This is a genomic window from Pseudoalteromonas sp. BSi20495 (assembly GCF_000241185.1).
GTDB classification, from domain to species: domain Bacteria; phylum Pseudomonadota; class Gammaproteobacteria; order Enterobacterales; family Alteromonadaceae; genus Pseudoalteromonas; species Pseudoalteromonas fuliginea.
Genome location: NZ_BADY01000110.1, coordinates 1 through 14552 on the forward strand (window position 1 = coordinate 1; position 14552 = coordinate 14552).

Annotated in this window: 12 protein-coding genes and 2 pseudogenes; 9 read left to right on the plus strand and 5 right to left on the minus strand. The window is 38.8% G+C overall.

The genetic code is table 11. From position 1 onward, the window contains the following. The 5 genes and pseudogenes from P20495_RS20780 to nth all read left to right on the plus strand — a co-directional run. Window positions 1-245, plus strand: a pseudogene (locus P20495_RS20780) (electron transport complex subunit RsxC); the annotation flags it as partial. Next, on the plus strand, window positions 242-1300 hold the full coding sequence (rsxD, locus tag P20495_RS06755; RefSeq protein WP_008137392.1) for an electron transport complex subunit RsxD: 1059 nt from the start codon (window positions 242-244) through the stop codon (window positions 1298-1300). The pseudogene P20495_RS20780 and the gene rsxD, both read left to right, overlap by 4 nt. After that, window positions 1297-1938 carry an electron transport complex subunit RsxG gene (gene rsxG, locus P20495_RS06750; protein ID WP_008137394.1) on the plus strand — a complete coding sequence of 214 codons (642 nt, stop codon included), beginning with the start codon at window positions 1297-1299 and terminating at the stop codon, window positions 1936-1938. The genes rsxD and rsxG overlap by 4 nt, the downstream gene beginning before the upstream one ends. Further along, the gene (locus tag P20495_RS06745; RefSeq protein ID WP_008137396.1) at window positions 1935-2633 is read left to right on the plus strand and encodes an electron transport complex subunit E; all 699 of its coding nucleotides are present in this window, start codon (window positions 1935-1937) and stop codon (window positions 2631-2633) included. The genes rsxG and P20495_RS06745 overlap by 4 nt, the downstream gene beginning before the upstream one ends. Window positions 2634-2679: 46 nt before the next feature. Beyond that, window positions 2680-3312 carry an endonuclease III gene (nth, locus tag P20495_RS06740; RefSeq protein ID WP_008137398.1) on the plus strand — a complete coding sequence of 211 codons (633 nt, stop codon included), beginning with the start codon at window positions 2680-2682 and terminating at the stop codon, window positions 3310-3312. 162 nt (window positions 3313-3474) lie between these two features. Here nth and P20495_RS06735 read toward each other — a convergent pair whose 3' ends face one another. From P20495_RS06735 to P20495_RS06725, 4 genes are all read right to left on the minus strand, one after another. Next, window positions 3475-4059: a hypothetical protein gene (locus P20495_RS06735; RefSeq protein WP_008137399.1), complete on the minus strand. Its 585-nt coding sequence runs from the start codon at window positions 4057-4059 to the stop codon at window positions 3475-3477. 44 nt (window positions 4060-4103) lie between these two features. Beyond that, window positions 4104-4664, minus strand: coding sequence for an alpha/beta hydrolase (locus P20495_RS20785; protein WP_008137402.1), 561 nt, complete (start codon window positions 4662-4664; stop codon window positions 4104-4106). Between the two features lie 729 nt (window positions 4665-5393). Beyond that, window positions 5394-5687 (minus strand): type II toxin-antitoxin system RelE/ParE family toxin, encoded by a 294-nt coding sequence (locus P20495_RS06730; RefSeq protein WP_008137403.1) that lies wholly within the window; start codon window positions 5685-5687, stop codon window positions 5394-5396. Continuing rightward, window positions 5687-5926: a type II toxin-antitoxin system ParD family antitoxin gene (locus tag P20495_RS06725; protein WP_008137405.1), complete on the minus strand. Its 240-nt coding sequence runs from the start codon at window positions 5924-5926 to the stop codon at window positions 5687-5689. Before P20495_RS06725 ends, P20495_RS06730 begins: the two co-directional genes overlap by 1 nt. Before the next feature lie 525 nt (window positions 5927-6451). On the opposite strand from P20495_RS06725, the gene P20495_RS06720 reads away from it, so the two are divergent. From P20495_RS06720 to P20495_RS06710, 4 genes and pseudogenes are all read left to right on the plus strand, one after another. Further along, a complete protein-coding gene (locus P20495_RS06720; protein WP_033016109.1) occupies window positions 6452-8362 on the plus strand; it encodes an aminotransferase class V-fold PLP-dependent enzyme in 1911 nt (636 codons plus the stop codon). Between the two features lie 438 nt (window positions 8363-8800). Further along, a complete protein-coding gene (locus tag P20495_RS06715) occupies window positions 8801-9358 on the plus strand; it encodes a GNAT family N-acetyltransferase (protein ID WP_008137409.1) in 558 nt (185 codons plus the stop codon). Between the two features lie 81 nt (window positions 9359-9439). Further along, window positions 9440-9908: pseudogene (locus P20495_RS20790) on the plus strand (OsmC family protein). Window positions 9909-10462: 554 nt separating this feature from the next. Further along, window positions 10463-11203, plus strand: a complete 741-nt coding sequence (locus tag P20495_RS06710; RefSeq protein WP_008137413.1) for a FadR/GntR family transcriptional regulator — start codon at window positions 10463-10465, stop codon at window positions 11201-11203. Between the two features lie 283 nt (window positions 11204-11486). Here P20495_RS06710 and P20495_RS06705 read toward each other — a convergent pair whose 3' ends face one another. Then, window positions 11487-14525 (minus strand): TonB-dependent receptor, encoded by a 3039-nt coding sequence (locus tag P20495_RS06705; RefSeq protein WP_008137415.1) that lies wholly within the window; start codon window positions 14523-14525, stop codon window positions 11487-11489. Window positions 14526-14552 lie beyond the last annotated feature (27 nt).

The following is a 14552-nucleotide window of genomic DNA, read 5'->3' on the forward strand; positions in this document are numbered from 1 at the left end:
CTCCTGTTGATGACAAAAAAGCCGCCGTTGCCGCTGCTATTGCACGCGCCAAAGCTAAAAAAGCAGCTAAAGCACTTCAAGATGCAGAAGCACCAAACGCACCCGATAATACCGACAATTCATCTAGCTCTATTGACGCTGACGTACCTAAATCAAGCGACGATAAGAAAAAAGCAGCTGTTGCTGCCGCTATTGCCCGAGCAAAAGCCAAAAAGTTACAAAAAGAAGGAAATGATCAGTCATGAAATTAACCATGGCCAGTTCGCCGCATAACCACAGTCATAAATCGTTAACGCGATTAATGCTTACCGTTATAGCTGCGTGTATTCCTGGACTCATTGCTCAAGTTGTATTTTTTGGCACTGGCGTGCTTATTCAGTTAGTACTGGCATTAACTGCAGTAACAGTTTTTGAAGCTGCCATAATGCTGATGCGAAAGCGCCCGGTTTGGCCTGCATTAAGTGATGGCAGTGCATGGCTAACCGCTGTGTTATTAGCGTTAAGTATTCCGCCTTTAGCCCCGTGGTGGATAATTATTATTGGTTGTTTATTTTCTATTATTATCGTTAAACAATTATATGGCGGCTTAGGGTTTAACTTATTTAACCCCGCAATGGCTGCCTATGTGCTGTTGTTAGTTTCATTTCCGGTACAAATGACCTCGTGGTTACCTGTGTCTGAACTATCTAACAACGTTATAGGGTTTACTGAACAACTACGTATAATATTTACCGACTTCACCTCCATTGGTTATAGTTTAGATCAAGTCCGCGCAAGTATTGACGGAATCACTATGGCAACGCCTTTAGACACCATTAAAACAGATATTGGTCATGGTTTAACGGTTACCGAAAGCATGCAAAAAACATTATTTAATGAATGGGCAGGCCTTGGCTGGATGTGGGTTAATTTAGGCTTTTTAGCAGGTGGTTTATACCTATTAAAAGAAAAAATAATTAACTGGCATATTCCAGTGAGCTTTATTGCAAGCTTAGCTATATGCAGCGCCATTGGTTATATTGCCGCCCCAGGAACTGAGCCTGGCACAATATTTCACTTATTAAGTGGTGCTACTATGATGGGCGCATTTTTTATAGCTACCGATCCGGTATCAGCTGCCACAACTAATAAAGGTCGTTTAATTTACGGTGCTTTAATTGGCCTACTAGTGTATTTAATTCGTACTTTTGGTGGTTATCCTGATGCCGTTGCGTTTGCTGTACTGTTATTAAACATTGCAGTGCCATTGATTGACTACTACACGCAACCACGTACTTATGGCCATGGAGCAGTAAAATGATTATTTCATCAATGGCTAAAAATGGCGCTATTTTAACGGCATTTGCCCTTGTAACCACGGGGCTCGTTGCGTCAATTAATGCATTAACCGCCGATAAAATTGCCGAACAAGAACAGCTACACCTGACCTCTCAATTACAACAAGTACTCGACCCTAGTACTTACGATAATGAGCTTTCAACCGATTGCGTTATTATTTCAGATGAACGGTTAGGCCCTTATGCTAATCAAATAATTTATCGCGCCCGCAAAAATAACAAACCCGTTGCTCTTGTTGTAAGGCATGTCACACCAAGTGGTTACAGTGGCGATATTAACTTGCTAACGGCCGTTTTAAGTGATGGTACTATTGCAGGCGTGCGCACCACTAAACACGAAGAAACCCCTGGTTTAGGTGATAAGGTAGAAGTTAAAAAATCCTCTTGGATCACCACATTTAAAAGTTTAACAGTGCAAGGCGAAGACGATGCTCGCTGGGCCGTTAAAAAAGACGGGGGACAATTTGATCAGTTCACAGGAGCCACCATTACGCCTCGCGCAGTGGTTGGCTCAGTAAAAAACGCAGTGCTGTTCGCACAGAGTGAATTTGATGCTATTTTTGCCGCGCCTAACGCCAAATGTGCAGAGGTAACTAAATGAGCGAATTAAAAACTTTATATAAAGAAGGTGTATGGGTAAATAACCCTGCCCTAGTGCAGCTTTTAGGTCTTTGCCCGTTATTAGCTGTTACCTCTACAATTACAAATGCACTGGGTCTAGGGCTTGCAACACTGCTTGTTTTAGTCGGCTCTAATATTAGTGTATCAATAGTAAGAAACTGGGTACCAAAAGATATTCGTATTCCGGTGTTTGTTATGATCATTGCAGGCTTTGTAACCATAGTGCAGTTACTCATGAACGCTTATACATTTGTGCTTTATCAGTCTTTAGGGATTTTTATCCCGCTGATTGTTACTAACTGCGCCATTATTGGCCGTGCTGAAGCCTACGCGTCTAAAAACCCAATTCACTTATCAGCCTTTGATGGGTTAATGATGGGGTTAGGCTTTATGATTGTGCTGGTCGTTTTAGGCGCAATGCGCGAACTCATTGGACAAGGTACGTTATTCGACAGCGCCGACTTATTATTAGGCCCGTGGGCACAAAGCTTACGCATTGAAGTATTTAGCTTTGATAACCAATTTTTACTCGCCATTTTGCCACCTGGTGCCTTTTTAGGCCTGGGGCTGCTTATTGCAGCTAAAAACGTAATAGACGCACAAATAAAATCAAAACAAATCGCACCTGCCGAACCTGAAAAAGGCCCTCGAGCACGTGTTACTAGCTTAACTTAAGGGGAAAGCGCATTAACTTAGCAAAAGCTAATGCGTTTTAAGTTACATGAATAAAGAAAAACGTCACCAAATACTCTCTCGCTTACGCGACGATAATCCACATCCAGTTACAGAGCTTGAATATTCAAGCCCATTTGAGTTACTAGTAGCAGTAACTCTTTCAGCACAAGCAACTGATGTAGGCGTTAATAAAGCCACTCGAAAGTTGTTCCCTGTTGCTAATACACCCCAAGCCATTTTAGATATTGGCCACGATACACTGCGTGATTACATTAAAACCATTGGCCTATTTAATTCAAAAGCGGCCAACGTTTACAAAATGTGCCAAATATTGGTAGATGAACATAACAGCATCGTGCCAGAAAATCGTGAAGCCCTAGAAGCCCTACCAGGCGTTGGCCGTAAAACAGCTAATGTTGTACTCAATACCGCCTTTGGTTGGCCTGTAATAGCAGTAGATACGCATATATTTCGTGTTTCTAACCGCACTAAGCTTGCCATGGGTAAAGATGTTGTAGCCGTTGAACAAAAGCTTGAAAAAGTAGTACCTGCAGAATTTAAAGTAGACGTACATCATTGGCTAATACTGCACGGGCGTTATACCTGCGTAGCACGTAAACCAAAGTGTGGCAGCTGTATTATTGAAGACTTGTGTGAGTTTAAAGATAAAGTTGATTAGTCTAATTTTATAATTAGCGAAAACGCCAATGAACTATTTTTTTAGCCGATTTGAAGTTGTACTTTCTATCAAATCCAGCCTATCGCTAGCCTAATCTAAAGCATAGTCAATCGCCCGAATAAGCCCTGCGTGCTATATCCTTTGATTGACTATTAATTTTTATTAGCCTTTTTCTTCCTTAATTTTTTCGCCTTCATAACTTTGTAAAAATTCTATAATCGACGCTTTTAAGTCCTCTTCATCATCGCCAATATATTTTAGCGCCAGCTCAGCCTGTTGCTTAGCATACTCATTTTGTTCCCTATTTTTATACGCTTTGGCAAGATTAAATTGAACCCAAGCAGAATCAGGATAAAGTTCGGCATTATATTTAAATAAATCCATCCCCTGATCTGGCTTAAACAAGCCATGAGTCATATAGTCGCCCCCAAAATTGACGGCCCCCTTGCGAGGCTTTATTTCATAGTAGAGGTCGTCTGATAAACTCTGAAAATGCTTAATTATACCTTCTCGCCCCTGCTCCATTACTGCAAAAGGAAGGGACCAGTTTCGATATAGCTCATTCAATGCATGTGTTAACCCTGTAATATTGGTCGCTACATGGGGTAAAGTCTGTAACAGCTCACTCTTAACCCTAAAACCACTAGGCGTAGTTTCCTGTAGGAATGCCTGAAGTTCTAAAAATGCTTTTCGCATTAACTTAGATTGGTCGGTGCCTGAGTTAAACCCTTCATTACCTAAATTCATATAAACAAACTGATTCAATTTCTTTTTGGAAGATACATAACTCTTCAGTTTTTTAACCTTTCTTTATTGCCCCAATGAAGCGAAGGGCTCAATGCAAAGTGTGCAGTAAATAACTCAGGCCGAGAATGCAAGGCATGAAGTGACAATAGTCCGCCTAGGGAATGACCATATAATATTCTAAAGTCTGAGGTTTGATACGTTGTATCTATAAAGGGAATCAATTCTTTTTCAATATAATCTAGAAAAACATCGCCCCCACCTGTTCCCTTATGGGTTTCATGAGGGCTTGGCGTATAGTCTCGAATGCGATCTTCGTTTTCGATGGCAACAACCAAAATATCGGGAATAAGCGCATTAGAGTAGTACGAAGTAACAACACCTTGCACCATCCTTTTATAGTATTTTCCGTCTAATAAATATAAAACTGGATATTGGTGGCCTGACTTTTCATCATAATCATTTGGAAGATAGACAGTAATTTTTTGTTCTTCACCCAATGCTTTGGATTCAATGGTGTGTTCATTAAGAATAACATCTTCAGCAAATGAAAAAGAACTGAGGCATGTTAACAGGATGAAAATCCCTAATTTTTTTAAGTAGTTCATAAACTTCCTTGATTTATTGTACTTTTTCTAGACTATCAAATAACACTTTTCATGAAAAGTTGTTTGTTTTAAAACGCAATGCCAATGGAACTCCCTAAGAAGAGGAAGCTATGTGCTTTTCACTAAAAGCGGCCAGAAGATAGTAATTACACATTTTGGTTTTATATAAGCACCTAATTAGGATGACACCCATCCTAATTATTGCGAAAAAAGCCGACAAAAACAGCATGAAGTGTGCATTACTATAAATAATGAATCATTAAAAAGCTGTGCTATGTTGATTAGATGAAAGTAAAAATAGACAGCCCAATCGCACGACGATAGCTGTTTATTAAAGAATGGCAAACGACTCGGCTGTATTGAACCGGCTTTCCTTTAAATAAAAAGCGGTATATTACGGGAATAAAGGGGTAATAAACTGACCTTACGAGGTCAAATGAAAGTGAATGCCTTACTTGACGCTGCAGCAACTGTATTGTCTTGTTCAGAATATAGAAAAGCTGCAAAACACGACGCACTGAGAAGGGGAAGCCTTTTTACTCTAAATAAAAGCCACTCAAACACCGGTAATCTCTTCCAAAACGCCAATTGAAATAACACTAAACCAGCTTTTTATATTCAATGAAAAACACAATAATCGATAGAACCAAAATAGGAACTCAGCTATGGTTTATTTATCAATAAAAACAAATAAAAAACGAGTTAATCTACAGACTCGTTATGTTTTTCTCATAGAGCGCGGTTCACATCCATACTTTTGTGTAAAATGCGGACAATAAGTATCTGGTTTTCTTTGTGTCCTTTGTAATAAATCACATGGTTAGCATGAGGGTATTTACTATAACCTTCTCTAATATAATCGCAGTTAATTCCTATTTTGGGATCATTTGCTAATAATTGAAATGAGTTATCGAGTATTTTTAAATAACTATTTCGTTGTGCTTGACCCCATGTGAGTTGGGTGTATTTTGCAATTTTTATTAAATCCGATTTTGCTTTAGCTGATAATGCGAATTTATTCATCAATTATTTTCTTTATCAAGCTCGGCAATTAAAGAATCATAGCTATATTCAACGGTGCCACTTTGTTCACCTTGAACTAGCATATTACGCAAATTAAGTCGTTTAGTTTCTTCATCTTCTAATGCTCGCAAACCAGCTCTAAGCACTTCGCTTGCTGAACCGTAACGACCTGAATGAAGTTGCTGGCTTATAAATTGATCAAAATGATCACCTAAAGTAACACTTGTATTTTTAGCCATAGTTAAACCTTTGTTTAGTTAATACCAATATATATTGGATTATGGTATAAAAAATATAACAAGGCAATTAAATCGGACGCATAACGGCGTTTATGGCGGCGTTATAATTTCATGGTAAATATGAGAGCCCTCGTTCTGATTTTAAATTTGCGAGAAAAATACTAAAACCGAAAGCACAATATACCAAGGCAATTGCTCATAACTGTATTTTTGATGTGCTATTCATTGATTTGCTAGTTTTCTTTAAATTTTACCTTAATAAAGATTATTCTGGTGTTACTGCTGACAAGGCAGCGGCTGTATATTGGTCAATAGTAATACCAAATCTAGACATGTCTCGACTGGATTTAACTTAAACCCTGAGTTGGGTAATGGACTTGTCGAAGAGGCTACTGATACAGATTTACAGTATATTGTTACTGAATTAAAAAAATTATAACAAGGCATTATCAAAGTATTAATTTCACAAGTCTCACTCCTTTGGTTATGCTATTGAGCATTATAAATCTTATTGCGAAAACCTCTATGCTACCTCTACTTCGTATCTTGATAATTGAGCAAGACCCAACCACTTTACAAGGGCTTTCAACGAATCTGTCAAAGACTATTCCTAATTTTGAGCGTGATGATATCCATATCGATATTATTGAATGCCTTGAGCTTAAACGCGCGTTGGAACATGTAGCGGAAGATGGTGATATTCAAGCCGTAGTACTAAGCTGGGATATGCACAATAAAGTGGGTGAGCGTATGTATAGCCGCTTTATTGAAGAGTTAAAGGCTATTCGTCTTGAGCTGCCGGTTTATGTTGTTGGCGACGACACCAAAGGGCTGGAAATCGTTAACGAGTCAGAAGAAATTGAATCGTTTTTCTTTAAAGATGAAGTAATTTCTGACCCTGAAGCAATTTTAGGTTATATGATCAACGATTTTGACGACCGTTCGGAAACGCCATTTTGGACGGCGTATCGTCGTTATGTGGGCGAGTCAAACGATTCATGGCACACACCGGGTCATAGCGGTGGCTCTAGCTTTAGAAACTCTCCTTATATTAAAGATTTTTATCAGTTTTATGGCCGCAATGTATTTGTTGGCGATCTGTCGGTGTCGGTAGATTCGCTAGGCTCATTGTCAGACAGCACGAATACTATTGGTCGCGCTCAAGAATCAGCAGCGGCAACATTTGAAGTTAAGCACACCTACTTTGTTACAAACGGTTCGTCTACCTCAAATAAAATTATTTTACAAACACTCCTGCGTAAGGGAGATAAAGTAATTGTTGACCGTAATTGTCATAAATCAGTCCACTATGGCATTTTGCAATCTGCCAGTTACCCCATTTATTTGGCGAGTATTTTAAATCCAAAATATGGGATTTTCGCGCCACCGTCGTTGGCCGACATAAAGTTAGCAATTGAAAACAATACTGATGCTAAATTACTGGTGCTTACCGGCTGTACTTACGATGGCCTGCTTAGCGACCTGAAGCAAGTCGTAGATTATGCTCATCAATATGGTATTAAGGTGTTTATTGACGAGGCATGGTTTGCATACTCTTTGTTTCATCCTAGCTTTCGCTATTATTCTGCAATACATGCTGGGGCTGACTACATTACGCATTCCGCACACAAAGTAGTGTCGGCATTTTCTCAGGCGTCTTATATCCATATTAACGACCCCGATTTTGATGCTGATTTTTTTCGAGATATTTACAGTATCTACGCCAGCACATCGCCCAAATATCAGCTTATTGCGTCTCTTGATGTATGCCAAAAGCAATTAGAGATGGAAGGCTATAAGTTGCTCAATGCGTTGCTAAATCATGTTGACGAATTTAAACAACAGATGGCGTCGCTCAAGCACATTAAAGTGCTCGGTAAGCAAGACTTTATGGATATATTTCCGCACTTTAGCGGTGATAACATGGGTCACGATCCGTTAAAAATACTCATTGATATTAGTGAGCTACCTTATTCATTAAAAGATATTCATAAATATTTACTGGACGAAATTGGTCTAGAAATAGAAAAATACACGCACAGCACTATCTTGGTTTTACTCACGCTTGGCGGCACACGTTCGAAAATAATTCGTTTGTACAATGCATTGAAAAAGCTAGATGGGGGCAAAGTGAAGCTGTCGAAATCGACGCGCAGAGCCCGCTTACCAGAAAATTTACCCGCCATCGATCTCGCGTGTATTCCAAGCGATGCTTTTTATGGCGAGCGCGAATCGGTGCCTATTAGCAAAAGTAACAACCGCATTTGCGCTGGTTTAGTTACCCCATACCCGCCAGGTATTCCGCTTTTAGTGCCGGGCCAGCATATTACTGAAGATCACATTGAATATTTGCAGGAATTGGCAAGCCAAGGGCTGACAATTCAAGGCAGTTTTGATGGTGAAATTTATGTACTTAAGGGAAAGGTTAAGAAGTAACGGTATTCGTTTAGTACTATCGTTATCGCTGGGCAGTAATGTCGCAAGACATTGCTGCTGTATGAAGCGTTATTGTATGAGTGATAATTCCCGATTACACCGATAATTTAATGCAAGCGCGTAATTAACAGTTGTTCCACTTTAATATCATTAATGTTTATGACTTCGCGTTTATGACCGTCATTAACGACATAATCGATGCCTTTTGGTATACGGTTCAATGTATAGATGGGAGTCTGGCTGGGTTCGTATTGGGGATGATCAATATCTGAGCCATACAGGGTTGGTTATGCGTAGGTACAAACCACAAACTTGTTATAGCTCGCAGCGAGTGAACACAGCCAAAACTGGCCTGACATTGACACTAAAGAAAACTAAAAGCATGAGCGCAGCATCAACAGATACATGTGCAATTAATTTATTATAAAAGGAATTTAGATGGTATTTCCATCACTTGAAACTGATCGGCTATTACTCACAGAGCTTCGTGTTGAAGATGAAGCTGAGTTGTTCAATTTATTTTCTAACCCATCTGTAATCGAATACTATGATTTAGATGTTTTTCGTGAACACAATCAAGCTGCTAATTTGATTAACCTTTTTAATAAAAGATACCACGAACAGCAAGGCATCAGATGGGCCATCCGATTAAAACCAACAGGACAATTGATAGGTACTTGCGGGTTTAATTCGTGGAACAGTAAAATGCGTAATGCTGTAATTGGTTACGAGCTACACCCTCAATTTTGGCGATGTGGCTATACTGTGGAAGCAGTCCGCGCAATTGTTGATGCTGGTTTTTCTGGAATATTAGCTTGTGGGAAGTTAAACCGAATTCAGGCTGATACGATACCTGAAAATATCGCATCTGAATCATTATTGTTGCGGCTTGGATTTAAAGAAGAAGGACTTCGACGTGAGTGTGGGTTTTGGAAAAGTAAATTTCATGACCTCAAGTGCTTCGGCTTACTCCGTTCAGAGTTCAGTCCTATATAAATATGTTTACAATTTTTATTCACAAGACGTTGAGGCTATTTAAGTTATCCCTTAGGCTACGTCCATCAACATGGAGTGTATATGTCAGAATATTTTGCCAAAATTAATTGGGTAAGAGAAAATAATGAAAGTTATATTGATAATAAATATAGCCGTGGGCATAAATGGATTTTCGATGGCGGTCAAACCGTACTAGCTTCATCTTCCCCTCATGTTGTTCCATTACCTTATTCAATTGAAAAAAAATGTCGATCCCGAAGAGGCTTTTGTTGCATCACTTTCTAGTTGCCACATGTTATTCTTTTTATCTATTGCCGCCAAAAAAAAGTATGTAGTTGACTCATATGTAGACGAGGCTGTTGGTATTATGGAAAAAGATAGTGATGGTAAAATTTCAATGACTAAAGTCACACTTAAACCACATGTTCAGTTTTCAGGCGATAAGAAACCAACAATGGAGCAACTTGAGAAAATGCATCATCAATCCCATGAGCAATGTTTTATAGCTAATTCTGTAAAAACTGAAGTTGTTACGGAAATTTCAGTTTAACTAGTAAGTTTAGATACTACCGACAACTCATGACTCTTTTTAGTCGTTTTAACTGTCGGGTTAATGAGTTTATCCACTGCTATTTTGAGACTATGTACTGGCCTGTAATCACTGAAACATGCATATTTTCGCATTTTATCGTGCTAACTTCGCCTTGAGTAAAAATGCTGTTAAAGTTTACAAAGTAGCCTGTGTAGTATTAACCAGCTTATATACAACACTGATGAGTATTGTACTTACCATACACCCTCTTGCCTGTAAGCAAGATTGTTGTCGGATTATACGATTTATGTGAATTTAAAGACAAAACGCCATAAAATAAAGTTTTATCAATAACAAAAAATCGTAAATTAGCTTATGCTCTGTTTTAAAAGAAAAATAAGATAATTCCTTGGCTTACAGTTAGACTAATACTTATTATTTTGACTACTAAAATTTCGTATTTATAATAAAAATTAATTATGCCAAGCTTTAACTTTGTTTCTTTACGTTGTAAGCAGCATAAAATTTGAGTTTAAAGTTAACAAAACCTCCCCACTTTGAGAGATTAAGTAATGCAAAATGTTAAAAAGCGCAGACGTTTCTGGATGGTTGTAGAAAAACTAGAAGCCTTAATTGATCAAGGTATTTATCCAGTAGGTGGCCGTTTGCCTGCAGAGCGTGAAATGGCAGAAGTTTACGATGTTAGTCGCCCTACTATTCGTGAAGCTATTATTGCGCTGGAAGTTAGAAAGCGCGTTGAAGTAAAAACTGGATCGGGTGTATTTGTTACTAGTAGTAAAAAAACAGCGTCTTTAACTCCCCCAATAAGTGCATTTGAACTAACTCAGGCACGCGCATTAGTCGAATCGGAAGCTGCAGCTCTAGCAGCCTCTAAAATTTCAGATAGTGAGCTACAAGCACTTAAGCAAACACTAATAGACATGGAATTTTCTGACAAAGCTGATGAAGCAGATCAACTTTTCCATGAAATTATCGCACAAGCAACTCGTAATAAAGCGCTAGCACTTACCATTAATAACTTTTGGAAGTTACGACGCTCAGAGCCACAAATATTATTAGCTCACCAAGGTGTTTGTTCGCAAAATATAAATCAGCGTTTGGCTGAACACACCACTATCTATGATGCAATAGCTGATCGAAACCCATCCGCCGCAAGAAAGGCGATGCATAATCACTTTAATAGATTGATCAATGCATTATTTGAAGCAAGTGAAGCTAAAGCATTGGAAGAAGTAAGACGAAAAACAGATGAAACTCGTGGGCTTTATTCAATTTCTCACTTAACTAAATAACCTGAACTCTGAATAATACTAACTTGCATAAATATTTGAGCAAGTTAACGAATTAAATTGCACTATAACGTAGTTAAAAGTTTTTCATTTAGAACAAAATACAAAAATTTTGCCTAGTTCAGCGTAATTTTTTAACGTTAAATAGACCCATATATAAGCAGATTGGTATAATAAATCTCTTAACCAGAGTTCAGCTTAGTTAATACACAAACTCACCTAGCTTTAGAATGATAAAAATAGAAAAAAGGCGGTAAACCGCCTTTTCTATTTTTAACTTTATAGTTTAAAGTTTAAAGCTCATGCCTAAGAATAAACGTGGGCCATAATCATTCACTTCACCTAAATTATCTTCAACAAAGAAGTCTTGTGATTTAGGTGCACTAAATAAGTTAATTGCCTCAGCTTTGATTCTAAAGTGCTCATTGATTTTATACGATGCACGCATTTCCCACACACCTACAGCGTCAACATAGCGTAAACGAGTACCATTACTTGTATAAGGTTGGAAATACTCACTACGGTATTTGTAAATAACCGCAGTATCGAAGTCGCCAATTTGGTAGTAAAGTTGACTACTAAATACATGCTTAGAAAAACCAGGAACTGAACCTGGCTCAACAATACCTTCCGTTAATTGTGTTGTATTACCATCAAGGTCAGTAGTGAATGTATCACCGTATAAGCTATCTTCAAATTCAAAATCAGTGTCAGCGAAGTTATAACCAAACTTTACACCTAAGCCATTATCCCAGCGGTAAGAAAACGAAGCTTCAAGACCGACTATTTCGCTGTCATCGTCTGATGTAACAGAGTTAGTAATAGGCAGAGATATACTTTCGCCATCTATTATAAACTCTTCTAAAATAGTTTGTTTTTCAAAACCGCCTTGGAACTGTTTGTAATATAGACTAAACGCTACAATCGAATCTTCATTCGGATACCATTCCACCGCCGCATCATAGTTCCATGACATTAATGGCTGAGTGGCAGGGTTACCAGAACCGTTTACACCTACGACTAAATCAGAAAGTGAAGTGGCTGCACCATCATCGTTACTGTTCGTTGAAAATTCACGGTTAAAGCTCAAATCTGACGGGTCTGCGCGAGACATACCACGGTAAATACCCGCACGCAATAATATATCTTCGCTATAATCTACAACTAAGTTAAAGCTAGGCAAATATTTGGTATAACTAGAGCCGCTTTGAATTTTATCAAGTGTTGTAGAATCTGATACCAATTCAAGAAATCCAGTGTCTGCATCCGTACCAACAGAATAATCTGTTCTGAAGCCAACAGATGTTACTTCAGTATCTACTACACGAAGGCCAAAGTTACCACGTATAAATTTACCAAACATCTCTGTATCGTAACTAGCCATTAAATACGCTGAAGTGGTTTTTTCCGTTACATCGACAGTACCAGTATTTTGGTATTCAACGTCAGGATAGGCGAACACACCGTTGTAATCGGCATCAGTTGCTGCAACTGCTTGCGAAAAACAGACGTTGTCGTAGGTTGCCCACGAAGCACCTGTACCTGAACCAATAACGTTACCATCACTATCAACATTGGTTACAATGTTGCCATCAGACACGCTTGATAAAAAGTCTGATTCAGGGAAGTCAATTTGACAGCCTTGCAGAATCTCAAGTGCTGTATCGTCACCTACTGTGTATTCGTTTCTTGAACCATTACCTTGGCTGCCACCGAATTGTATGAAAGAAAGCTCAGATGTTCTGATACCCCCTTCAATTTTAGTGAACATACCACTATCTAATTCATAATCAAAATCCAAACGCGCTGATTTTATTACATTTTCGCGAACATTCTCACGATCTAAACGTGTTCTTAAACTGTCAGTAAAATTAGAAATATCTGTAACATCAAAATCCGTTAATGTGAAATGAGGAATTTCATCGCCCAAATCCCAAGAGAAGAAATTACGATCCGATGTTCTACCGCGGTTTGAAATTTGTAGTTCTTCACGATCTGTTTTTGAATACGCTAAATCAAGATTAACCGTTAATCGGTCAGTTACATTATGTTCAATGTTTAAACCATAACCTTGGTAGTTCTCTTCACGTTCAAATTGCTCACCCGCTGACTCAATGCGCTCCTCGCCTTCCCAATGTAAAATACCACCTACATCGTTAGTAACAAGTGTGGGGCCAGTAATACCTGGTGTTGCGCGTTTTTGTAAAAAAATTAAATCGTGGCGCGCTTCTTTTTGTGTCCTGTCTGAAATTTGCGTATCAAAATTAATATCCCACGCATCTGAAGGCTGGTATTGCAATGCAAAAAATACTGCGTCACGCTCATCCGATGTTTCATTTTGACGAAAACTGCGACTACTGCCAGTCCACGCATAAGGCGTACCATCACTTTTTGCTTTGCCGGTTTCAGAATCAATATCTGTATCGTAACCTTGGTTACTACCGCCACTAACTTGATCTTCACAGTCACCTGCGCTGCTACGATAAAAACCTTCATTGGTATTGTTAGGAACGTTTAAACACGCCCATAATGAAGAGCCTGACGGGCTTGAGCTTCTATATTCAGCTTCTGGTTGACTAATATCTTGACGCTGTACACCAAAAGACACACCAACGGCTTGGCCGTTATCAAATTCAAACTGGTCTACATAACTAAACGTACCACGATAACCTAAATCGCTTTGTAATGAGTTTTCTACATTACTTTCATCAGGGTTATAGTTTAATTTAACTTCCCCTGATACGCGTTGCTTACCAAAATCAAGAGGGGTTACGGTTTCAAGAGCAATAACACCTGCAACACCACCTTCAATCATTGATGCATCTTGCGTTTTATAGATAGCTACTTTTTTTACGAGCTCTGATGGAAACTGTGAAAAGTTAACTGAGCGGTCACCACCACCATTGGTTGCTTCACGGCCATTGATATGAGTGGCACTTAAAAATGGTCCAAGACCACGAATAGTAATCTCTGTTGCGCCACCATTTTCACGGTGAGATGCAGCACCTGTAATTGATTCCAGCGCTTCACCGATAGACAGTGCAGGTAAATCACCAATGTCTTCTGATGAAAGGCCATCAACTACAGTGGTAGACTCACGTTTAATAGCAATCTGATCTTGTATTGTTTTACGTGTACCTGTAACGCTAATGATTTCAACATCAGGTTCAACTTCAGTAACCTTTTTTTCAGCTTCCTGAGCTTGCGCAGTAAGTGCACAAGAACCAGCCATACCAGCAATTACCGCTGTTCTTACCCATTTTGCTATTGGACTTAGTACAAATGGTCCCGCTATCGAATTATTATTTTCTGACTTCAACGACATTAAAATTCTCCGTTGGTTGTTGTAGTG